Origin of the sequence: Nonomuraea sp. NPDC049486 (genome assembly GCF_040676925.1) — a bacterium.
GTDB lineage: Bacteria > Actinomycetota > Actinomycetes > Streptosporangiales > Streptosporangiaceae > Nonomuraea > Nonomuraea ferruginea.
Genome location: NZ_JBFAPV010000002.1, coordinates 261,921 through 283,969 on the forward strand (window position 1 = coordinate 261,921; position 22,049 = coordinate 283,969).

19 protein-coding genes are annotated in these 22,049 nt (G+C 73.0%); 16 read left to right on the forward strand and 3 right to left on the reverse strand.

Annotated features, from left to right (window positions below; translation table 11 throughout):
- Position 1 precedes the first annotated feature (1 nt).
- The 16 genes from AB0K05_RS06155 to rpe all read left to right on the forward strand — a co-directional run bounded on the left by AB0K05_RS06155 (position 2) and on the right by rpe (position 18,969).
- Entirely contained in the window at positions 2–853 is an 852-nt protein-coding gene (locus AB0K05_RS06155; protein ID WP_187281258.1) for a dihydroorotate dehydrogenase electron transfer subunit, read from the forward strand.
- A gap of 6 nt (positions 854–859) precedes the next feature.
- Positions 860–1,843 carry a dihydroorotate dehydrogenase gene (locus AB0K05_RS06160; protein WP_148032723.1) on the forward strand — a complete coding sequence of 328 codons (984 nt, stop codon included), beginning with the start codon at positions 860–862 and terminating at the stop codon, positions 1,841–1,843.
- On the forward strand, positions 1,840–2,538 hold the full coding sequence (gene pyrF / locus AB0K05_RS06165; RefSeq protein WP_148032722.1) for an orotidine-5'-phosphate decarboxylase: 699 nt from the start codon (positions 1,840–1,842) through the stop codon (positions 2,536–2,538). Before AB0K05_RS06160 ends, pyrF begins: the two co-directional genes overlap by 4 nt.
- 1,632 nt (positions 2,539–4,170) lie before the next feature.
- Positions 4,171–4,494, forward strand: coding sequence for an integration host factor, actinobacterial type (gene mihF, locus AB0K05_RS06170; RefSeq protein WP_148032721.1), 324 nt, complete (start codon positions 4,171–4,173; stop codon positions 4,492–4,494).
- A gap of 138 nt (positions 4,495–4,632) precedes the next feature.
- A complete protein-coding gene (gene gmk, locus AB0K05_RS06175; protein ID WP_246639288.1) occupies positions 4,633–5,205 on the forward strand; it encodes a guanylate kinase in 573 nt (190 codons plus the stop codon).
- 6 nt (positions 5,206–5,211) lie between these two features.
- Entirely contained in the window at positions 5,212–5,481 is a 270-nt protein-coding gene (gene rpoZ, locus AB0K05_RS06180; protein ID WP_049577463.1) for a DNA-directed RNA polymerase subunit omega, read from the forward strand.
- Between the two features lie 8 nt (positions 5,482–5,489).
- A complete protein-coding gene (gene coaBC / locus AB0K05_RS06185; RefSeq protein WP_148032720.1) occupies positions 5,490–6,686 on the forward strand; it encodes a bifunctional phosphopantothenoylcysteine decarboxylase/phosphopantothenate--cysteine ligase CoaBC in 1,197 nt (398 codons plus the stop codon).
- A 184-nt stretch (positions 6,687–6,870) separates the two neighbouring features.
- Complete coding sequence (locus AB0K05_RS06190) at positions 6,871–7,197, forward strand: hypothetical protein (protein WP_246639248.1); 327 nt, start codon at positions 6,871–6,873, stop codon at positions 7,195–7,197.
- A gap of 344 nt (positions 7,198–7,541) precedes the next feature.
- A complete protein-coding gene (gene metK / locus AB0K05_RS06195; protein WP_148032718.1) occupies positions 7,542–8,729 on the forward strand; it encodes a methionine adenosyltransferase in 1,188 nt (395 codons plus the stop codon).
- A gap of 1,083 nt (positions 8,730–9,812) precedes the next feature.
- A complete protein-coding gene (locus AB0K05_RS06200; RefSeq protein WP_148032717.1) occupies positions 9,813–12,188 on the forward strand; it encodes a primosomal protein N' in 2,376 nt (791 codons plus the stop codon).
- Positions 12,189–12,237: 49 nt separating this feature from the next.
- Positions 12,238–13,743 carry a hypothetical protein gene (locus AB0K05_RS06205; RefSeq protein WP_364227110.1) on the forward strand — a complete coding sequence of 502 codons (1,506 nt, stop codon included), beginning with the start codon at positions 12,238–12,240 and terminating at the stop codon, positions 13,741–13,743.
- Positions 13,744–13,780: 37 nt separating this feature from the next.
- On the forward strand, positions 13,781–15,100 hold the full coding sequence (locus tag AB0K05_RS06210) for a hypothetical protein (protein ID WP_364227113.1): 1,320 nt from the start codon (positions 13,781–13,783) through the stop codon (positions 15,098–15,100).
- Between the two features lie 34 nt (positions 15,101–15,134).
- Positions 15,135–15,683, forward strand: a complete 549-nt coding sequence (gene def / locus AB0K05_RS06215) for a peptide deformylase (protein WP_148032714.1) — start codon at positions 15,135–15,137, stop codon at positions 15,681–15,683.
- A gap of 2 nt (positions 15,684–15,685) precedes the next feature.
- On the forward strand, positions 15,686–16,615 hold the full coding sequence (gene fmt, locus AB0K05_RS06220) for a methionyl-tRNA formyltransferase (RefSeq protein WP_364227116.1): 930 nt from the start codon (positions 15,686–15,688) through the stop codon (positions 16,613–16,615).
- A 151-nt stretch (positions 16,616–16,766) separates the two neighbouring features.
- Positions 16,767–18,227, forward strand: coding sequence for a transcription antitermination factor NusB (locus AB0K05_RS06225; protein ID WP_364227119.1), 1,461 nt, complete (start codon positions 16,767–16,769; stop codon positions 18,225–18,227).
- Between the two features lie 82 nt (positions 18,228–18,309).
- Positions 18,310–18,969, forward strand: coding sequence for a ribulose-phosphate 3-epimerase (rpe, locus tag AB0K05_RS06230; protein ID WP_148032711.1), 660 nt, complete (start codon positions 18,310–18,312; stop codon positions 18,967–18,969).
- A gap of 31 nt (positions 18,970–19,000) precedes the next feature.
- Here the strand turns inward: rpe and AB0K05_RS06235 are convergent, their stop codons facing one another.
- Genes AB0K05_RS06235 through AB0K05_RS06245 form a run of 3 tightly spaced genes read right to left on the reverse strand, consistent with a single transcriptional unit; the run spans position 19,001 to position 22,028 of the window.
- Positions 19,001–20,035, reverse strand: a complete 1,035-nt coding sequence (locus AB0K05_RS06235; protein ID WP_219543395.1) for an oligopeptide/dipeptide ABC transporter ATP-binding protein — start codon at positions 20,033–20,035, stop codon at positions 19,001–19,003.
- Entirely contained in the window at positions 20,032–21,048 is a 1,017-nt protein-coding gene (locus tag AB0K05_RS06240; protein ID WP_364227123.1) for an ABC transporter ATP-binding protein, read from the reverse strand. Before AB0K05_RS06240 ends, AB0K05_RS06235 begins: the two co-directional genes overlap by 4 nt.
- Positions 21,048–22,028 (reverse strand): ABC transporter permease, encoded by a 981-nt coding sequence (locus AB0K05_RS06245; protein WP_148032708.1) that lies wholly within the window; start codon positions 22,026–22,028, stop codon positions 21,048–21,050. Before AB0K05_RS06245 ends, AB0K05_RS06240 begins: the two co-directional genes overlap by 1 nt.
- Positions 22,029–22,049: the final 21 nt, after the last annotated feature.

The following is a 22,049-nucleotide window of genomic DNA, read 5'->3' on the forward strand; positions in this document are numbered from 1 at the left end:
GGTGCAGGTGACGGGCACGGTGCTGACGACGCGCCGGGTCGACGCCTACCATGCGCTGACCGTGGTGGCGCCCGGCATCGCCGAGCGTCACCGCCCCGGCCACTTCGTCTCCGTCGCGGTCGGGGGCGCGCACTCGTCCATGGTGACGCGGCGCGCCCTGACCGTCCACGACGTCAAGGCCGACTACGGCGGCACGGTCGAGCTGGTCTTCACCGTGCGCGGCCCGGGCACCGCGTGGCTGGCCGAGCGCCGCGCCCGCGACACGCTCGACCTGGTCGGGCCGCTCGGACGGCCGTTCCCGCTGCCCCGTGACCCGGTCCACTGCGTGCTGGTCGGCGCCGAGTACGGCTCGGCCGTGCTGTTCCCGCTGGCCGACATGCTGCTGGAGCGAGGCTGCCGGGTCGACTTCGTGCTCGGCGCGGCCAGCGCCGACCGGGTGTTCGGGGCCATGCGGGCCCGGCGCATGGCCGAGACCACCACGCTGACCACCGAGGACGGCTCGCTCGGGCTGCGCGGCAGGGTCACCGACGCGCTCCCGTCGGTGATCGCCGACACGCGGGCCGACGCCGTCTACGCGTGCGGGCCGATGGAGTCGCTGCGCGCCGTCACGGCCGTCGCGATGGAGTTCGACATCCCCGTCCAGGTGGCGGTGGAGGAGTCCATGGCGTGCGGCATCGGCGTCTGCATGACGTGCGTGCTGCCGGTCATCGGCGACGACGGCGCCACCCGGATGGTCCGCGCCTGCGCCGAGGGCCCGGTGTTCCGCGGTGAGCGGGTGCGCTTCGAGGACGTCGGGACGATCCCGTTCGACGCGCTCGGCGCCCCCGGAGGCGGTGCCCGCCATGCCGGATAGCGGGTGATGGCCGTGGCCGTCGACATGCGCACCTTCCTCGCCCACGTGGAGCTGGCCAACCCGGTCACCACGGCGGCGGGCTGCGCCTCAGCGGGCCGTGAGCTGGCCCAGTTCTTCGACCTGCACCGGCTGGGCGCGCTCACCACGCGCTCGGTCACCATGGCGCCGCGCGCTGGGCGGCCCACGCCCCGGATGGCCGAGACGCCCTCCGGCATGCTCAACGCCGTCGGCCTGCAGGGGCCGGGCATCGACGTCTTCCTCGAACGCGAGCTGCCCTGGCTGGCCCAGCGCGGCATCAGGACCATCGTGTCGATCGGCGGCGGCTCCGTCGCCGAATACTCCGAACTGGCCCGCAGGCTGGCCGACGCGCCCGGTGTGACCGCGCTCGAGGTCAACCTGTCGTGCCCCAACATGGAAGACCGCGGCCGCGTCTTCGCCCGCGAGGGCGGCACCGCCGCCGAGGTGATCGCCTCCGTCCGGTCGATCATGCGCTACGACGTCCCGGTCGTCGCCAAGCTGGCCCCCGACGTGGCCGACATCGTGGCCGTCGCCCGCTCCTGCGTCGACGCCGGCGCCGACGCCCTCTGCATGATCAACAACCCGCTCGGGATGGCCATCGACACCGAGACGCTGCGGCCGTCGCTGGCCGCCGTCACCGGCGGGCTGTCCGGCCCCGCCATCCTGCCGCTCGCCGTGCGCTGCGTCTGGCAGGTGCACGCCGCGCTGCCCGGCGTCCCGCTCATCGGCGTCGGCGGCGTCATGACGGGCAGGGACGCCTTCCAGCTCGTCCTGGCCGGCGCCTGCGCGGTCGGGGTGGGCACGGCGCTGTTCAACGACCCGTACGCTTGCCTGCGCATCGAGCGCGAGCTCGAAGACCTGCTGCAGGCGCGCGGCTTCCAGCGGCTGGCCGACGCGGTCGGCCTGGCCCACCGCCCGCCGGGCGGCGCCGCCCGGCACCTGCTCGTCGACACCGAGGAGAGCACCTCTTGACTCCCGCACCCATCGCCGTCGCCCTCGACGCCCCCGACCTGGAGACCGCCGCCCGGTGGGCCGGGCTGGTGACCCCGCACGTCACCACGGTGAAGGTGGGCCTGGAGCTCTACCTGCGCTACGGGCCCGACGTGATCGCCTCCGTGCGCGGGGCCAGCGGGGTCAGGGTCTTCCTCGACCTCAAGCTGCACGACATCCCCAACACCGTCGCGGGGGCCGCCGGGGCCGTCGCCCGGCTGCGGCCCTCCATCCTGACCGTGCACGCCGCCGGCGGCCCCGCCATGATCCGTGCGGCGGTGGAGGCGGCCCCGCACACCCAGATCGCCGCCGTCACCGTGCTCACCTCGCTCGCCGAGGAAGACCTGGAACGCATCGGCCTCGCCGGGCCGGCGTCCGACGCGGTCCGCCGCCTGGCCGCCCTGTCCGTGGCGGCCGGTGCCACCGCCCTGGTCTGCTCGCCGCACGAGCTGCGCGCGGTCCGCGCCGAGGTGGGCGACGACATCACCCTCATCACCCCAGGCGTCCGGCCGGCCGGCGCGGCCACCCAGGACCAGGCCCGGGTCGCCACCCCCGAACGCGCCCTCGCCGACGGTGCCGACCTCCTGGTGATCGGACGGCCCATCACCGGCTCCCCGGACCCCGGCGCCGCGGCCGCCGCCATCGCCGCCTCCCTCCGCCGCACCAGCCACGCCTGACATCCGGCGCCGCTCGTACGGGCCGTCAGACGGGCGGCCCTGTGCCGTGTCCGTCACGGAAGGAGGGGCCGCCTCTCTCCGCTGCGCCAGCCACGCCTGACGGCCGGTGGGCGGCTGTCGGCCGGTGTTGCTCGTACGGGCCCGTTCGGTCTGGCCCGGCGGCCAGGCCAGCAGCAGCGACCCCCAGACGGTGTCGCCGGCGCAGATGGGAGCGGCGGCCATCGAGAAGTCGTACGGCAGGGACAGCGCCGCACCGGGTAGTCACGGGCCAGCTCCTCCTGGTCGGCCAGCCAGACCAGCCGCCGCTCGCGCAGGGCCACCGCCGACGGCTCGGGTCAGTCGGGCGGCCCTGCCGTGTCCTTCACGGGATGGCGGGCGGCCTCTCCGCCGCGCCTGACTGCCGTTGGGCGGCCCTGTGCCGTATCCGTCACGGAAGGAGGGGGCTGCCTCTTTCCGCCGTGCCAGCCAGGCCTGATGCTGAGGGGCGTACGGCGGCCGGTGGCGCCCCGGACGGCACGGCCGCCGTGTCCTTCACCGAAGGGCGGACCCCACCGGCGTTGAGCGCCTAAGGCTGTGTGAGCGGGCGGCCCCGCGGTCCCCCCATGCGGGTTTGCGAGCTGGGTGACTGGTCTGAGGCCCGCGCTTCGGAAGACCGGGTGCTCCCGCATGGCGGGCGATTCTGTGGGGGTGCGGGAGGTGTCTTGTCTGAAGGCTCGCGGGGGTTCGCGTTGATGGCGGGGCGCCCGGAGGTCGCCTCCCTTCGCTGCACCAGCCACGCCTGACGGCCGGTGCTGCCCGTACGGGCCTGAAGCCGGGCGCCCTTGCGGCGTTCTTCACGGAATGAGGGCCGCCTCTCTCCGCTGCGCAAGCCACGCCGCATGCTGACGGGCGTACGGCGGCCGGTAGCGCCCGTATGAGCACCGCCGCCGCCCTTTCACGGTGGGGCGGACACCATCGGTGGTGAGTGCTTAAGGCTGCGTGAGCAGGTGGCCCCCCGATCTCCGGGTGACTGGGAGGTCTCTTGTTTGAGGGCCCGCGCGTCGAAGGGCCGTAGGACCTGATGCCCTGTGGCTTCCCACATGGGCGGGCGATTCTGTTGGGGTGCGGGAGCGTCTTGTCTGAAGGCACGCGCGGGCTCGCGTAGAAGGCGGGGCGCCGGAGGTTCTCGTAGGGGGGACGGGTTGATGCGGCGTACCGGAGGCGTGCGGTGGCGCGCTGCGGGCGGTCTTGACACGCGATTCCACAAGGGAGCTCCGGACGGCGGGGGAGGGGCGTGAGGGGGCGCGGCGCGACTGCCTCGGGAGCCGAGATCGTCAACGCCGTGCCGGACCGTCGCCGGACCCCGCCGGGCATGGCACGGTCCAGGTTTCGGACACAGGTCAGCCCCGCTTTCGGACACGGCCGGCGGGTCCGTACGTGATCATCGTAGCGCCCCTCGCGACCTCCGGGGGCGCGGTCGAGAACAGGGAAGTGGAGGCGATTTGATCAGCACTGTGTGATTTTACGGTCACCCAAAGTGATGAAGTGGATTTTGTAGCGAGAGAAACCGCTCTTGGCGTTGCTAAGGGGGCGATGACCAGCTAGTTTCCCTTCCCGTCCGAGTACATCGACAGAAATTCGAGGTGACCCGGCGTGGCTCTTCCTCCCCTGACCCCCGAGCAGCGCGCCGCAGCCCTGGAGAAGGCTGCAAAGGCCCGTAAAGAGCGTGCCGAGGTCAAGAACCGGCTCAAGCATGGCGCGGTTTCTCTGGCCGAGGTGCTCAAGGATGGGCAGACCGACGACGTCATCGGCAAGATGAAGGTGTCGGCATTGTTGGAATCGCTTCCCGGCGTGGGCAAGGTCCGCGCCAAGCAGCTGATGGAGAAGCTTGCCATCGCCGAGTCCCGCCGCGTGCGGGGCCTCGGCGCGAACCAGAGGGCCTCCCTCGAGCGCGAGTTCGGTGGCAACGAGAGCTAATCTCGATTCCACAAGAAGCGCTGGTTCGACGGGGGGTAGGAAGTGGCCGACAGGTCCTGGTCCGGCGGTGTGACGGCCCACGAGGCGGCCGGAGCCGGAAGTGGAGTCGGAGACTTCCTCCCCTCGAGCGAGAGGCGGCTGACGGTCCTGTCGGGACCGTCGGGCGTGGGCAAGTCAACGGTCGTAGCCGAGCTCCGGCGGGCGCACCCCGAGGTGTGGCTGTCGGTCTCGGTGACCACCAGGCGACCCCGTCCGGGCGAGGTGGACGGGGTCCACTACTTCTTCGTCGACGGCGAGGAGTTCGACCGGCTCGTGGAGCGGGGCGAGCTGCTCGAGTGGGCGGAGTTCGCGGGCAACCGCTACGGCACGCCGCGCCGGCCCGTGCTCGACAAGCTGGCCGCCGGCGTGCCGACCCTGCTGGAGATCGACCTCGAAGGCGCCCGGCAGGTGCGGCGCAGCATGCCGGAGGCGCTGCTGATCTTCCTGGCCCCGCCCAGCTGGGCCGAGCTGGAGAAGCGGCTGCGGGGCCGCGGCACCGAGCCCGAGGACGTCATCGCCCGCCGCCTGGACGCCGGGCGGATCGAGATGGCGGCCGAGAAGGAGTTCGACCTCTCACTGGTTAACACGGACGTCAAACTCGTGTGCCACCGGCTGATAGCCTTGATGACTGACCCTCAGGGGGTCACCGCAACCACCAACCGAGAGGTCTGATCAATCGTGGCAGGAATTGCCCCGGTCGCTGAGGGCATCACCAACCCGCCGATCGACGCGCTGCTCGACATCGTCGACAGCAAGTACTCCCTGGTGATCATGGGTGCCAAGCGCGCCCGCCAGATCAACGCCTACTACTCGCAGCTCGGCGAGGGCCTCCTCGAATACGTCGGTCCGCTGGTCGAGACCCACGCGCAGGAGAAGCCGCTGTCGATCGCGCTGCGCGAGGTCTCCGAAGGCCTGCTCAACGCCGAGCCCATCGAAGGCGCGGCCTGACCCTTTCGATGAAGGTCGTCCTTGGTGTCAGCGGCGGCATCGCCGCCTACAAGGCGTGCGAGCTGCTGCGCCTGTTCACCGAATCCGGGCACGAGGTGCGGGTGGTCCCCACCCGCGACGCCCTAAGGTTCGTCGGAGAGCCCACCTGGGCCGCCCTGTCGGGCAACCCGGTGACGACCGACGTCTGGGAGTCCGTCCACGAGGTGCCCCACGTGCGCATCGGCCAGGCGGCCGACCTCGTCGTGGTCGCGCCCGCCACGGCCGACGTGCTGGCCAAGGCGGCCCACGGGCTCGCCGGTGACCTGCTCACCAACACGTTGCTGACCGCGCGCTGCCCGGTGGTGTTCGCGCCCGCGATGCACACCGAGATGTGGCAGCATCCGGCCACCCGCGCCAACGTCGCCACCTTGCGCGAGCGCGGATCGGTCGTGATCGACCCGGCCGTCGGCCGGCTCACCGGCGCCGACACGGGCCCCGGGCGGCTGCCCGACCCCGCCGAGATCTTCCAGGTCTGCGTGCGCGCGCTGCGCGGCCGCCCGCTCGACCTCGCCGGCCACAGGGTCGTCGTCTCCGCCGGCGGCACCCGCGAGGCCATCGACCCGGTCCGCTACATCGGCAACCGCTCCTCCGGCCTTCAGGGGTACGCGCTCGCGCGCACCGCCGTGGCCAGGGGCGCCGAGGTGACGCTGGTGGCCGCCAACGTGACGCTGCCCGACCCGGCCGGCGCCGCGGTCGTGCGCGTCGGGTCGGCCGCCGAGCTGCGGGAGGCGGTGCTCGCCGCGGCCGACGACGCTGACGTGGTGGTGATGGCCGCCGCGGTCGCCGACTTCCGGCCCGCCGAGCGCCACGACGCCAAGATCAAGAAGACGGACGGCGAGCCCGCCCCCATCCACCTGGCCAAGAACCCCGACATCCTGGCCGAGCTGGGCAGCCGTCGCAAGGAGCGGGGCGGGGATTCGCCCCGGGTGCTCGTCGGGTTCGCCGCCGAGACCCACGACGTGCTCGCCAACGGCCAGGCCAAGCTCGCCCGCAAGGGCTGCGACCTGCTCGTCGTCAACGAGGTCGGAGAGAGTCTCGCCTTCGGCACCCCCGACAACGCGGCCACCATCCTGGTGGCGGGGGGCGAGCCGGTCGAGGTCCCGCGCGGTCCCAAGGACGACATCGCCGACGCCGTCTGGGACGCCGTCGCCCCCCGGCTGCGCTGATCTCTTTTCCGCCCGTGCGGCGCCGGGGAAGGTGACCGTTCCTCCTCGCGGGACGTACGGGACAAATGGGTTAGAACGATTGCCCTATCACCTGTTGCAGCTTTCCGGAATGCCTGCTGATACTGGGGCGAAGGGGGGCGGCATGCCGGTGAATTCTGCTGTCAGAGACCGCTGCAGGACGGTTATGGGACACAAAGGCGCGATCCGCTACGTGTTCCCCGCGCTGTCCGTCGGGCCGGGCGGCTCGGCCAACTTCCTGATCGTGGTCACGGACCTGGCCGTGGCGGTGCTGTCCACGCGGATGTTCCGCGGCGACCGGCCGATCTCGGTGTACGCGATGTACCCGCGCGACACGCGGCTCGGGCCGATCACGCTGGCGCCGGGGCCCGTCATCGAACTGGGGGAGATGACCTTCGAGTTCGACGACGAATACGCCGCCGTGGTCGCCGCCGCCGACGCGGAGGTGTTCGCGCCCGAGACGCTTCCCCCGGATCCCCTTCCCCACCTCTGACCGGGGCGGGCTCCTTTTCGTCCGTACGCTGGCTCCCTCGTCCGTACGCGGGCTCCTTCGTTCGTACGCTGGCTCCTTCGTCCGTACGCGGTCGGCAGCTATCGCCGCCGGGCGGGCCGAGCGCTCGCGGAGTGACTGAGGGCCACCGCCCGCGGTGACACGCCCGATGGGGCGGAACCGCTGGAGCGTGGCATGGGCCGCGCAGGAGGGATCCCCGGCGTAACGATCGTGGACGGTTTCGCGGCGAGGCGCCGGGTACGGCTAGACTTCTGCGAGGCTCTGGCGTGCCAACCCGTCTTGAGCCCTTAAATCCGTCAGCAGCCGCTGCATGAGGAGCCACTGAGTTGTCACGTCGCCTGTTCACCTCCGAGTCGGTCACCGAGGGCCATCCGGACAAGATCGCCGACCAGATCAGTGACGCGATCCTGGACGCCATGCTCAAGGACGACCACAAGAGCCGGGTCGCCGTCGAGACGATGATCACCACCGGCCAGGTCCACGTCGCGGGCGAGGTGACGACCGAGACCTATGTCGACATTCCCGGCGTCATCCGGGAGAAGATCCTGGAGATCGGCTACGACGCCTCCTACAAGGGCTTCGACGGCGCCTCCTGCGGCGTGTCGGTGTCCATCGGAGCGCAGTCGCCCGACATCGCCCAGGGTGTCGACGACGCCTACGAGCACCGCGTCGAGGGTGACGTCGACGAGCTCGACCGCCAGGGCGCGGGCGACCAGGGCCTGATGTTCGGCTACGCCTGCCGCGAGACGCCCGAGCTGATGCCGCTGCCGATCATGCTCGCCCACCGCCTGGCCCTGCGACTGTCCGAGGTCCGCAAGTCCGGCACCGTGCCCTACCTCCGCCCCGACGGCAAGACCCAGGTCACGGTCGAGTACGACGGCGACCGGCCGGTCCGGCTCGACACCGTGGTGGTCTCCACCCAGCACGCCGCCGAGATCGACCTCAAGGAGATGCTGACCCCCGACATCAAGGAGCACGTCGTCGACGTCGTGCTCGCGGGGCTCGACATCGAGACCGACGGCTACCGCCTGCTGGTCAACCCGACCGGCCGCTTCGAGATCGGCGGCCCGATGGGTGACGCCGGCCTCACCGGTCGCAAGATCATCATTGACACCTACGGCGGCGCGGCCCGTCACGGTGGCGGCGCGTTCTCGGGCAAGGACCCGTCCAAGGTCGACCGTTCGGCCGCCTACGCCATGCGCTGGGTCGCCAAGAACGTCGTGGCCGCCGGGCTCGCCGACCGCTGCGAGGTCCAGGTCGCGTACGCGATCGGCAAGGCCGAGCCCGTCGGCCTGTTCGTCGAGTGCTTCGGCACCGAGAAGCTGCCGGTGGAGAAGATCCAGACGGCCGTCCTCGACGTGTTCGACCTGCGTCCCGCGGCGATCATCCGCGACCTCGACCTGCTGCGGCCGATCTACTCCGAGACCGCCGCCTACGGCCACTTCGGCCGCGAGGGCTTCTCCTGGGAGTCCACCGACCGCGCCGAGACCCTCCGCACGGCCGCCGGCCTCTGACACCCGGCACCTCGGGAGCTCCCGCGCCCTCCCGGCGCAGGCGCTCCCGCAGGGCTGCCTCCCTTCCCGGGCCTGGCGTTCTGTAAGGGTTGCTCCGGTCCTGTGCCTGGCGCTCCGGGAAGGTTGCTTCCGTCCTGTGCGTCGTGCGGCGGGAGGGTTCTTTCCCTCCTGAGCGTGTGGCGGGAGGGCCGCCGTCCCTGCTCGCCGCCTACGGCCGCTTCGGCCGCGAGGGCTCCTTCTGCGAGTCCACCGACCCGCGCCGAAATCCTCCGCACCGCCGCCGGCCTTTGACATCCGGCACCCTCGGGAGCTCCCCGCCCCTGGAAGCTCCCGCGCCCCTCGGCGCAAGTGCTCCCGTAGAGCTGCCTCCTCCCGCGCCGGGCGCGCCGGGAGGGTTGCTTCGGTTCTGTGCCGTGGTGCGTCGGGAAGGTTGTTTCCGTCCGTGCCGTGGTGCGTCGGAGGGCCTGCTTTCCCTCTTGTGCCTGGCGCTCTCGATGGGTTGTTTTCGTCCTGTGCCTGGCGCGCCGTGACGGGTGTTGCCGTCCTGCACTCGGCGCTCTGGGAGAGCTGCCCCCTCCCGCACTCGGCGCTCCGGGAAGGTTGCTTCCGGCCTGCGCCCGGTGCTCCCGAAAGGATGCCGGGCCTTCCGCGCTCGGTGCCACGAGAGGTTGTCGTGTTTTCGGCGTAGGGGCGTTTTCGCCAGGTTCGTCGCGCCTTCGGTGCTCGGTGGGAATGAGGGACGCTCCTTCGGGGCTCGGGCTCTGTCGTGCGGTTCGATGCCGCCGTCTCCGTGGTCTGTCCCGCGATGTCGCGGCGGGCCGATCATGTGATGTGCGCGACCGTTCGTGCAGGGTCCGCGCCGTCGAAGGAAGTCCTTCCCCTGAATGCCTCAGCGCGGCCACCCTGTCATGAGCGGCTGACCGCGAGGCTGCGGCTGCTCGGCTTGCTTCGTCCTCGCCGTTGGGCCACGGCCAGGTTCGGCGCCCGCTCCCGAGTGGGTCCTTGGGCGAGGGCTGGTCGGGGCAGGCAGGTCTGCGGGAAGGGTCGGGCGTTCCCGGCCGTCGCGTCTGGTAGACGTAGTGCGTGACCGACTCCGACGACGCGCTCCTGCCGCTCGACGCCGTGCGGCCCGCGGCGTCGCCGAAGGGGGCCAAGGGAGCCGTCGTCCCCGCCGCCGAGCTGCCCGTCGCCCGGGTGGCCGTGGACAACCCGCTGCCTCACCTGGACCGGCCGTTCGACTACCTGGTGCCCGCCGCCATGCATGACACGGCGCGGCCGGGGGTGCGGGTGCGGGTGCGGTTCGCGGGCAAGCTGGTCGACGGGTTCCTGCTGGAGCGGGCCGGGCAGAGCGACCACGCGGGCAAGCTGACGCCGCTCGAACGCGTCGTCTCACCTGAGCAGGTGCTGACGCCCGAGGTCGCGGGGCTGGCCAGGGCTGTGGCCGACCGCTACGCGGGCACGCTGGGCGACGTCCTCCGCCTCGCGATCCCGCCCCGCCACGCCAGGACGGAGGCCGCCACCCGCCCCGTTCCCGAGACCTCCGGCGAGCAGGCCGCGTCCGAGCGGGAGCCCGAACCTCAGGATGCTCCCGATGCGGGGACGTGGGCGGACTATCCGATGGGCCCGTCGTTCATCGACGCGCTGCGCAACGGGAGGGCGCCGCGCGCGGTGTGGACGGCGCTGCCCGGCGGGGGCGGATGGGCGACGGGGTTCGCCGAAGCGGTGCGGGCGACCCTGGAAGGGGGCAGGGGCGCGCTGGCCGTGGTGCCCGACGGCAAGGACGTGGCGCTGCTCGACGAGGAGCTCAGCCGGGCGCTGGGGCCCGGACGGCATGTGGCGCTCACCTCGGACCTGGGCCCGGCCGAGCGGTATCGGCGGTGGCTGAGCGTGCTGCGTGGGCAGGCGCGGGCGGTGGTGGGCACGCGGGCGGCGATGTTCGCGCCCGTCGAACGGCTCGGGCTGGTGGCCGTCTGGGACGACGGGGACGACCTGCACGCCGAACGCCTGGCCCCGTACCCGCACGCCCGTGAGGTGCTCGGGCTGCGCGCGCACCGGACCGGCGCGGCCATGCTGATCGGCGGGTACGCGCGTACGGCCGAGGCCACGCAGCTCATCGCGGCCCGGTGGGCGCGGCCGATCGTGGCCGCGAGGCAGGAGATCAGGCGCAGGGCGCCGCGCGTGCGCGCCGCGGGGGAGGACGCCGAGCTGGCCAGGGACCAGGCGGCGCGGGCGGCGAGGCTGCCCAGCGTGGCGTGGCGGGCGCTGCGTCAGGGCCTGGACCACGGGCCGGTCCTGGTGCAGGTCCCCAGACGGGGATACCTGCCCGCGCTGGCGTGCGCGCACTGCCGCGCCCCCGCCCGGTGCGCCCACCCGCCGACCCGCATGAGCGCCCTGGAATGGGCCGGCCCGCCCTCCGGTGAGGGACAGCTCCCGTACGAGGAGACCGGGGAGGGCACGGCCGGATCGCGTCAGGACACGTACGGCGAGGCGGGGCGCGGGTCGCGGGACGCGGCTCAGGGCGGGTCACGCCGTGGCGTGCCCGACGGCGGAGAAGCGGGCGGCGGGTCGCGGGACGCGGTTCCGGGTGGCTCACGTCATGGCGGGGAAGCACCGGCTCCGGACGGGGCGCGTCGCGGCGGGCTCGACGGCGGGGAAGCGGGGCCCGGGGAGGGGGGCCGGGGGGCCGAGGAGTTCTGTCACGGGCCTCTGGCGCTGCGCACCGGCCATGCGGCGCCCTACTGCCGCTGGTGCGGGCGGGTCGACGCCGCCTGGAAGTGCCCGGCCTGCGGGAGCCACCGGCTGCGTGCCGTGGTGGTGGGAGCCCGGCGCACGGCGGAGGAGCTGGGCAGGGCGTTCCCGTCCGTGCCGGTGCGGACGTCGGGGCGGGACGGGGTGCTGGCCCGGCTGCCCGCCGGTCCCGCGCTGGTGGTGGCCACGCCGGGGGCGGAGCCGGTCGCCGAGGGCGGGTACGCGGCGGCCGTGCTGCTCGACGGGTGGGCGCTGCTGGGCCGGGCCGACCTGCGGGCGGGGGAGGAGGCGGTGCGCCGGTGGATGAACGCCGCCGCCCTGCTCCGCCCGGCCGCCGAGCTCGTGGTGCTCGCCGACGCCGCGCTGCCCGCCGTGCAGGCGCTGGTGCGCTGGGACCCGGTCACGCACGCAGAACGCGAACTCGCCGACCGCGCCGAGCTGGGCTTCCCGCCCGCGGTGCGGATGGCCACGCTCACCGGCGCCGCCTCGGCCGTGCGGCAGATGCTGGAGGAGTCCCGCCTGCCCGGGGGAGCGCAGGTGCTCGGCCCGGTGCCGGTCGACGACGCGGGCCGGGAACGCGCCATGGTACGGGTGCCGCGCGGCGGAGGTGCCGCTCTGGCCGCCGCGCTCAAAGGGGCCAGCGGGGTGCGTGCCGCGAGAAAGGCAGCAGAGGTGGTGAAGGTGTGTGTCGACCCCCTCGACCTGATTTAGACCGTTTCCCCGATTCGCTCATCCGTAAGCCAGCCGTTAGCGTGCCTGTGTGTCGATCGAATGGGTGAACTCGGCCATCGACGACCTGCGCGCCTGGGGGCGCGCCCGGGGCGTCGAGGTGGACGCGGACGAGGTCCGCTTGCTCTGCGACTACGCCAGCGACTACCTGAACGTCAACAAGCTCGCCGACTTCACGCCCGCCACGTTCGACGAGCTGCTGCTGTCCATTTATCCGCGCAAGGTCATCGCGCCCCCGGAGAGCGCCGAGGAGACCGTGGCCGCCGGGCGCACGCTCGTCCGCTACCTGCAGGAGTCGGGCGAGGTCGGCGACGAGACCGCCGCCGCCATGCGCGAGCGGCTGGCCGACATCGAGACCCGCATGCCCGACGCCCTGGCCGACACGGCCAACTTCGGCATGGCCAAGAGCCTGTTCAGCTCCATCGGGCCCGAATCCCTGGAGCAGTCCATCGCCATCCCGTCCGGTGAGGTGCCCGATCTGGGGGAGGCGCCCTGCGACTGCCCCGGCTGCACCCCGCGTCCCGCCGTCCGGCCGGCCGCGCCCGAGGAGCTGGAGGCGGAGCTGCGCGGCGTCCCGCTCCTGGCCGCGCTCGACCGCGGCGCGGTCCCCTACCTGGAAGGGCTGCGCGCGCCCGGCGACCCGCTGGACAGGTGGGCGGCCGTCGTGGCCCACCTGATGGAGGGCGACACGGGCGGCGGGGTCACCGGCTCGGCGGGCGTCGACGAGGAGCTCTACGACCTGTTCGACCTGCTCTACCGGGTGCAGGCCCCGGTGCCCGCCGAGGTGATCGGCGAATACCTGGAGGAGCTCGTCGAGGACGAGGTGGACGTGCCCGCCGTGCTCGCCCGCCTCGCCTGGTGCGGCCTCGTACGCCTCACCGGAGACGGCGCCCACCCCGCGGCGGGGCTCACCCCCGCCGCCGTGTGGGCGCTGCGCGAGCACTACCTCGCGCTCGGACTCGACGCGCCGCAGGCGCCCGACCTGGCCGAGGCCGACGCGCGCGGGCTCATCGAAGGGCTGCTCGACGGCGTGCCTGCCGAGCTGGCCGAGTCCGACATCGACCGCTGGCTGGCCGCCAGGAGCCCCGAGGAGGCCGCGGCCGAGCTGTTCGACGCCGCCTCGGGCGCGCCCGCCGTCGCCCGCGGGATCGCCGTCACCATCGTCGACCGGCTCGGCGCCGGGGCCGAGCCCGCGGTGCGCGGCGGCCTCGACGACCCCGAGCTCCGGCCGCACGCCATCCACTGGCTCATCTCGCGCGGCCTGCCCGCCCCGCACCTCACCCACGACCAGCTTCTCTGGGTCAGCGTCGACATGCTCGCGCTGGCGATGCCGCACGCCCAGGAGGCCCCGGAGATCTTCGCCGAGAACATGGGCGCCTCGGGCCCGCCCGCCCACCTGATCGAGGAGATGTGGCAGGTGGACCATCCCGACGTGGTCGAGGTCCTGGAGCTGCTCGGGCGCTCGCTGCCCGACACCACGACGGCCAAGGCCGCGCGCAAGGCCGCGTTCAAGGCACGCTCGCGGGCCATCCGTTGAGTACGCCTCTGTGACTCACGTGCAGTAAGTTTCGTGGGTGGCAAACAACGTCTTCGACCTCGCCGAGCTGCGCAAGCTGATCGATGAGCAGGCCGCTCCGCCGGGGCCGCCTGAGGAGACGCCCGTGGAGCACGAGGCGCTCACCTTCCCGCCCGTCACCCTCGCCGACGACGCCGAGCTGGCGAGGGCGGTTCCCCAGGTGCCGCTCGTCGCCGACGCGGTGCGCCTGGCCGGCTGGACGGGCACCCGCCCCGTCACCCCCGAGGGCCTGCCGACCGAGGCCGACGCCGCGGCCGCCGCCGCCGAGCTCGGGCTCGGCCCCTCCCGCCTGCGCCTCGTCTGGATCGTCGCCGTCAACACCGGCCTGCTCCAGATCCTCGGCGGCCGCGCCTCCCGCGGTCCGCTGCCGCAGCGGCTGACCGTCGAGGCCACGCTGGAGTTCTGGGACGGCGTGGTCATGGACGTCCTCGACCGCGCGGACGAGGGCCTGACCGGCTCCGCCGTCGTCGACGGCCACCTGGCCGAGATGCTCGCCACTATCTACTCCGTACGGTCCGGCGTCGCGGTCGCCAACCTGGCCCGCGGCATCCTGCAGTCCCACGAGGTCGCCTGCGCCCCCGGCGAGACCGGGATGCGACGGATGGCCGCCGACCTGCCCGGCGAGCTGCTGCAGGCGCTGTCGCTGCTGGCCTACTGCGGCGTGGTCGAGCAGACCGCCGCCGGCCGCACCGCGCTCACCCCGCTCGGCGTCTGGGCCATCAGGCGCGACCTGCTGCGCGAGGGCCACGACGCGCCCACCTCCGCGGAGGTCGAGGTGTTCGCCGACCTGACCGCGGCCGATCTGGTCGACGCCCTGGTCAGCGGGTCCGCCACGCAGAGCGCGGTGGCGGGGTGGCTGGAGCGCCGCCCGCCCGAGGAGGCCGCGCGCGAGCTGATCGCCATCGCCGCCGAGGGCACCGCCGGCCGGCGCGGCGCGGTGGGAGCCGTCCTGGAGGAGCTCGGCCCCGAGGCCGAGTCGCCCCTGCGCGAGGCGCTCGATCTGCCGCTCATGCGCCGCTACGCCGCCTCCTGGCTGCACATCCGCGACCTCGACGCGCCCCCGCTCAGCCCCGAGGACCACACCTGGATCGCCGTCGACTCGCTGGCCGCCCTCATGCATCTGTCCGGTCACGCCGCCGACCGGCTCGACACGCCCGAACCCCGCGAGGACCTCATCCGCCTCGTCGCCGAGATGCCCTCCGTAGGCCACCCCGACACCGTCGCCGTGCTCGACATGCTCGCCCGCGCCCACGGCGACGAGGCCGTCGTCAAGGCCGCGCGCAAAGCGGCGATGAAGGCTCGCTCGTTCGCCCACTAAACTGAGCTGATCCCTCGAAGAAACGGAGTGACCCTTGGCGATCCAGGCGATCCGGCTGTTCGGAGACCCGGTGCTGCGCACGCCGGCGGCTCCGGTGGTCGACTTCGACAAGGAGCTCCGCAAGCTCGTCAAAGACCTCACCGACACGATGATGGACGCGCCGGGCGCCGGCCTCGCCGCCCCGCAGATCGGCGTCGGGCTGCGGGTGTTCACCTACTACGTGGACGACCAGCTGGGCCACCTCATCAACCCCGACCTCGACCTGTCCAGCGAGCTCGACGAGGAGGGCGAGGAGGGCTGCCTGTCCTTCCCCGGCCTGTCCTTCCCGACGCCCCGCGCGATCCGCGCCGTCGCCAAGGGCTTCGACATGCACGGGGAGCCGGTCGTGCTGGAGGGCACCGACCTGATGGCGCGCTGCTTCCAGCACGAGACCGACCACCTCGACGGCATCCTGTTCATCGACCGGATGGACCCCAAGCAGCGCAAGCTCGCGATGAAGGCCGTGCGCGAGGCCGAGTGGAGCGGGCTGCAGGCGCCCGCGGTCAAGTTCTCGCCCCACCCGACCGGCGGAAAGGCTCTCTGACGATGCGGCTGGTCTTCGCCGGCACCCCGGAGACGGCGCTGCCGTCGCTGCGCGCCCTGCTCGACTCGCCGCGTCACGAGGTCGTCGCGGTCGTCACCCGCCCCGACGCCCAGTCGGGGCGCGGCCGCAAGGTGCACCCGTCGCCGGTGGCCGAGCTGGCCGAGGAGAGCGGCATCGAGGTGCTGCGCCCGGTCAAGGCAGGCGACCCCGCCTTCCTCGACCGGCTGCGCGCCCTGGAGCCCGACTGCTGCCCCGTCGTCGCGTACGGCGCGCTGCTGCCGCAGGCCGCGCTCGACATCCCCCGGCACGGCTGGGTCAACCTCCACTTCTCGATCCTGCCCGCCTGGCGCGGCGCCGCCCCCGTGCAGCACGCCGTGCTCCACGGCGACGAGATCACCGGCGCGACCACGTTCCGCATCGTCAAGGAGCTCGACGCCGGTCCGGTCTTCGGCGTCGTCACCGAGGAGGTCATGCCAGGCGACACCAGCGGCGCCCTGCTCGAACGGCTGTCGGTCTCCGGCGCCGGGCTGCTCGCCGCCACCCTCGACGGCATCGAGGACGGCAAGCTGGAGGCACGCCCGCAGCCGTCCGAAGGGGTGAGCCTCGCTCCCAAGATCAGCGTTGAGGACGCCCGCGTCGACTGGTCCGCCCCGGCCATGGGGATCGACCGGCTCATCCGCGCCTGCACCCCCGGCCCGGGGGCGTGGGCCGAGTTCCGCGGACAGCGGGTCAAGCTCGGCCCGGTGCGCGTCGCCGCCGGGGAGGAGCGCCTCGCCCCCGGCGAGCTGGCGGCGGGCAAGCGCCGCGTCCTGGCCGGCACCGCCACCGACCCGGTCGAGCTGGGCGAGGTCCAGCCCCAGGGCAAGCGCCTGATGAGCGCGGTCGAGTGGGCCCGCGGCGTTCGCCCGGAGGCCCGGGAGTGCCTCCGGTGAGCGACCAGATCTGTCGAGACGGTGCGCCCGGCCGTGAGGCGGACGCCCCGCGGGGCGTGACCGCCGGGTTCGCGGAGCTCGGAGCGAAGGAAGCCCGGCCTCGTCGATGCGCGGGCGTCGCCGGCCGAGGCGTGACGGAAAGTCGGAGGGCATGAGACCACGGGGTGCCGCGGGCAGGGGCGGTGCGGGAAGGCCGCGCAGGCCGGTGCGCGACCAGGCGCGCAACACCGCCTTCGACGTCATGCGCGCCGTGGCGGAGCGCGACGCGTACGCCAACCTGCTCCTGCCGCGGCTCCTGCGGGAGCGCGGCATCGGGGGGCGCGACGCGGCGCTCGCCACGGAGCTGACCTACGGGACGCTGCGCGGGCTCGGCACCTACGACGCGATCATCGAGGTGTGCGGCGACCGCGCGCCCGACCCGGCGGTGCGCGACGCGCTGCGGCTGGGCGCCCACCAGCTGCTGAAGATGCGCGTCCCGCCGCACGCCGCCGTCGGCACCAGCGTCGACCTGGTACGGCTGCGCGTCGGGCAGGGGGCGGCCAAGTTCGTCAACGCGGTGCTGCGCAAGATCGCCGGGCGGACGCTGGAGGAGTGGGTGGCGATCGTCGCGCCCGACCCCGACCGTGACCCGGCGGGTCACCTGGCCGTCGCCCACAGCCACCCGCGCTGGGTGGTGACCGCCTTCCGCGACGCGCTGGGCGAGGACGCCGCGGAGACCGCGGATCTGCTGGCCGCCGACAACGACCGTCCGCTGGTGACGCTGGTGGCGCGTCCCGGGCGCTCCTCGGCGAAGGAGCTGCGCGACGCGGGGGCCGAGCCCGCCCGCTACTCCCCGTACGGGGCCTACCTGCCCGAAGGCGACCCCGGCCAGATCGCGGCGGTGGCCGAGACCCGGGCCGCGGTGCAGGACGAGGCCAGCCAGCTCGTGGCGCTCGCCCTCACCCGCGTCCCGCTCGACGGCCGCGACGAGCGCTGGCTCGACCTGTGCGCGGGCCCGGGCGGCAAGGCTGGCCTTCTCGACGCCATCGCGACCCACGGCGACCTCGAAGGACTCGCGGCCCCGTCGGCCCAGCGAGGCGAGGAGGGGCCGGGTGGCGGAGCGCCCCGCGCGTTCCCCGGTGGGGCGTGGGTGATGGCCAGTGACGTGCAGCATCATCGGGCGCGGCTGGTGTTGCAGACCACGGACGACGCGCTGGTGATCACCGCTGACGGCACCGCGCCGGCGTGGCGGCCGGGGGCGTTCGACCGGGTCATGCTCGACGCTCCCTGCACCGGGCTGGGGGCGCTGCGGCGCCGGCCGGAGGCGCGGTGGCGGCGCGAGCCTTCGAGCGTCGCCGAGCTGAGCCGGCTCCAGCGGGAGCTGCTCGGCACCGCGCTGGACTCGGTCAGGCCCGGCGGGGTCGTCGCCTACGTCACCTGCTCGCCGCACCTGGCCGAGACCCGGGTGGTGGTGGGCGACGTGCTGGCCCGCAGGGACGACGTGGAGCAGCTCGACGCACGCGACTACCTGCCCGGGATCGACGGGCTCGGCGAGGGGCCGCACGCGCAGTTCTGGCCGCACCGGCACGGCACCGACGCGATGTTCCTGGCCCTGCTCCGCAAGCGCCCGTGACCGGCGAGATCCTCTCGACGAGGAAGTGAGACGGCCCGCTGGGCGGGGCAGGGACACCGGCACCCAATAGACTCGGGGCATCATGGCCGTACAGATCTCTCCCAGCATCCTCTCCGCCGACTTCGCGCGGCTCGCCGACGAGGCCGCCGCGGTGCCGAACGCCGACTGGCTGCACGTGGATGTCATGGACTACCACTTCGTCCCCAACCTGACCCTCGGGCTGCCCGTGGTCGAGGCGCTGCGCAAGGCGACCTCGCTGCCGCTCGACTGCCACCTCATGATCGACGACCCCGACCGGTGGGCGCCCTCGTACGCGGAAGCGGGGGCGGGGAGCGTGACCATCCACGCGGAGGCGTCCTCGGCCCCCGTGCGCACCCTGCGGGAGATCCGGTCGCTGGGCGCCAGGGCGGGGCTCGCGCTCAACCCGGCCACCGCCGTGGAGCCGTACGAGGATCTCCTCCGCGAGATCGACATGCTGCTGCTGATGACGGTGGAGCCCGGGTTCGGCGGGCAGTCGTTCCTCGACATGGTGCTGCCGAAGATCCGGCGGGCCCGGGACCTCATCGAGCGGCACGGCGGCCAGGTGTGGCTCCAGGTCGACGGCGGCATCGCCGGCGACACCATCGAGCGGTGCGCGGTGGCGGGAGCCGACGTGTTCGTGGCGGGCAACGCCGTCTACGGCGCCGACGACCCGGCCGCGGCGATCGACTCGCTGCGCGCCCTGGCCGACGGGGCGTCCTGACCGGCCCCCGCCACGAGGCGGGGGCTTCGGGTCAGTCCTGGAGCGCGGGGTCGAGGACGATGTCCTCGCCCTCCGTCGTCGGCTCCTCGGGGAAGTGACAGGCGGTCAGGTGGCCGTCGCGGTTGCCCGACAGCCGCAGCAGCGGCGGCTCCTCGGTCGCGCACTTGTCCTGCGCCTTCCAGCAGCGGGTGCGGAAGCGGCAGCCGGACGGCGGGTCGACCGGGGAGGGCACGTCGCCCGCCAGGCGGATGCGCTCGCGGGGCGGGGCGTCCAGGTCGGCGTCGGGCACGGCCGACAGCAGGGCGTGCGTGTAGGGGTGCCGGGGCCGCTCGTACAACGACTCCCGGTCGGCGATCTCCACCACCTTGCCGAGATACATCACCGCGACCCGCTGCGAGAAGTGCCGCACCACGGCCAGGTCGTGCGCGATGAACAGGAACGCGATGCCCAGCTCCCGCTGCACCCGCTGGAGCAGGTTGATCACCTGGGCCTGGATCGACACGTCCAGCGCCGACACCGGCTCGTCCGCGATGATCAGCCTGGGGTTCACCGACAGCGCGCGGGCGACGCCGATGCGCTGGCGCTGGCCGCCGGAGAACTCGTGGGGGAAGCGGTTGTAGTGCTCCGGGTTGAGCCCGACGATCTCCAGCAGCTCACGGACCCTGGCCTCCCGGCCGCCCGGCGGGTCGATGCCGTTGACCTCCATCGGCCCCTTGATGATCGACCCGACCGTGTGGCGCGGGTTGAGCGACGAGTACGGGTCCTGGAAGATCATCTGGATCTGGGAGCGGATCGGCTTCAGGTCGCGCCGGGAGGCGTGGCTGATGTCGCGGCCCTGGTAGCTGACCGTGCCCTTGGTCGGTTCCAGCAGCCGGGCGGCCAGCCGGCCGGTGGTGGACTTGCCGCAACCCGACTCGCCGACCAGGCCGAGCGTCTCGCCGCTGTGCACGGTCAGGTCGATGCCGTCCACCGCGTGCACGGCGCCGACCTGGCGCTTGATGAACGCGCCGCCTCTGACGGGGAAGTGCTTCTCCAGGCCGGACAGCTCCAGCAGCTTCTCCGTCACGTCGTCTCCTTACCGGCCGCTCGTTCGCGGATCTCCGTCTTCTGCTTCAGCGGCAGGTAGCAGGCGTCGCCGTGGCCGCGGTGCGGCGACAGCTCCGGCCGCTCACCCGTGCACACCTCGCGCCCCAGCAGTTCCATGAAGTCGCAGCGGGGGTGGAACGGGCAGCCGCGCGGGACGTTGATCAGGCTGGGCGGCGTGCCGCGCACCGGGCGCAGCGGCTCGTCCACCGCCTGGCGCAGGCTCGGCATGGACCCGAGCAGCCCCCACGTGTACGGGTGGCGGGGCTCGCGCAGCACCTCGCGCATCGTGCCCCGTTCCACGGCACGGCCCGCGTACATGACCAGCACCTCGTGCGCCGTGCTGGCCACCACGCCCAGGTCGTGCGTAACCAGGATGATCGCGGTGCCGGTCTGCTCCTGCAGCTCGCGCAGCAGGTCGAGGATCTGCGCCTGTACGGTGACGTCCAGCGCGGTCGTCGGCTCGTCGGCGATGAGCAGGCCGGGGTCGCAGACCAGGGCCATCGCGATCATCGCCCGCTGCCGCATGCCGCCGGAGAACTGGTGGGGGTACTCGTCGACGCGGAGCTTCGGCTGCGGGATGCCGACCCGGTCGAGCATCTCGATGGCCCGGTCCCGCGCCACCGACTTGGAGACGCCCTCGTGCTTGCGGTACACCTCGGCGATCTGCGCGCCGACCGTGTGGAACGGGGACAGCGAGGTCAGCGGATCCTGGAAGATCATCGCGATCTTGTTGCCGCGCAGCCGCTCCATCGTGGACCGGGACGCCGTCAGCAGCTCCTGGCCGTCGAGCGTGATGCTGCCGGAGATCTGCGCGGTCTCCGGGTTGTGCAGGCCGAGCACGGCCAGGTTGGTCACCGACTTGCCGGAGCCGGACTCGCCCACGATGCCCAGCGTGCTGCCCCGTTCGACCTCGAAGGAGAGCCCGCCCACGGCGTGCACGACGCCGTCCTCGGTGTGGAAGTCGACGGTGAGGTCGTTGACTTCGAGATACATCAGCTCAGCCTCACGCGGGGGTCGATGACGGCGTACAGGGAGTCGACGACCACGTTCATCAGCACGATCGCGCCGGCCGCGAGCACCACCGTGGCCATCAGCGTCGGCAGGTCGGAGTAGTCGACCGCGCGCACCGCCAGCCGGCCGATGCCCTGCAGGCCGAACGTGGTCTCGGTGATGATCGCGCCGCCGATGAGCGTGCCCAGGTCGACACCGAAGATCGTGATGACCGGGGTGAGCGTTCCGCGCAGCGCGAACCGCAGCACCACGCTCCGCCCCGACATGCCCTTGGCCCTGGCCGTGCGGACGTAGTCCTCGTTGAGGTTCTCCACCATGGTGGAGCGGGTGATGCGGGTGTAGTTCGCGGTGAAGATGAGCGCCAGCACCAGCCAGGGCAGCAGCAGCCCGTTGAACCAGCCGAGCGGATCCTCGGTGATGGGCACGTACTTGGGCTGGGAGAAGACCTGTGTCTGGTAGACGAACAGGTACATGGCCAGGGTGCCGACGAAGTAGATCTGCACCGACGCGCCGATCAGCGACGCCACGCTGGCGACCTTGTCGAGCGGCTTGCCCTGACGCAGCGCGGCGACGATGCCGGTGGCCACGCCGAAGATCAGGAAGATCACCGCGGCGCCGAGCGTGAGCGCGATCGTGACCGGCATCCGGTCCATGATCGTCTCGAACACCGGGGCCTTGTTGACGAACGAGAAGCCGAGACAGGGCGCCGGGCAGTGGCCGAGGCCCTCGTAGTCACGGCCGACGAAGATCCCGGACAGCCATGACACGAACTGCACCAGGAGCGGCTGGTCGATGCCCAGGTTGCGGCGGGCCTGCTCCAGCGTCTCCGGCGGGCACACCTTGCCGCAGGCCAGCCGGGCCGGGTCCGCGGGAATCGCGTAGAACAGGAAGAAGGTCACCGCCGAGATGACCAGCAGGATGACCGCCGCTCCCAGCACGCGGCGGATGAGGAATCGAAGCACGAGATCTCCAAGAGGGTGCCC

What these genes read in the sequence shown, in the direction of transcription:
- AB0K05_RS06190 (WP_246639248.1), top strand. Translation starts at nt 6,871, where the DNA reads ATGGGACACAAAGGCGCGATCCGCTACGTGTTCCCCGCGCTGTCCGTC.
- AB0K05_RS06225 (WP_364227119.1), top strand. Translation starts at nt 16,767, where the DNA reads ATGAGACCACGGGGTGCCGCGGGCAGGGGCGGTGCGGGAAGGCCGCGC.
- AB0K05_RS06160 (WP_148032723.1), top strand. Translation starts at nt 860, where the DNA reads ATGGCCGTGGCCGTCGACATGCGCACCTTCCTCGCCCACGTGGAGCTG.
- AB0K05_RS06240 (WP_364227123.1), bottom strand. Translation starts at nt 21,048, where the DNA reads ATGTATCTCGAAGTCAACGACCTCACCGTCGACTTCCACACCGAGGAC.
- fmt (WP_364227116.1), top strand. Translation starts at nt 15,686, where the DNA reads ATGCGGCTGGTCTTCGCCGGCACCCCGGAGACGGCGCTGCCGTCGCTG.
- rpe (WP_148032711.1), top strand. Translation starts at nt 18,310, where the DNA reads ATGGCCGTACAGATCTCTCCCAGCATCCTCTCCGCCGACTTCGCGCGG.
- coaBC (WP_148032720.1), top strand. Translation starts at nt 5,490, where the DNA reads ATGAAGGTCGTCCTTGGTGTCAGCGGCGGCATCGCCGCCTACAAGGCG.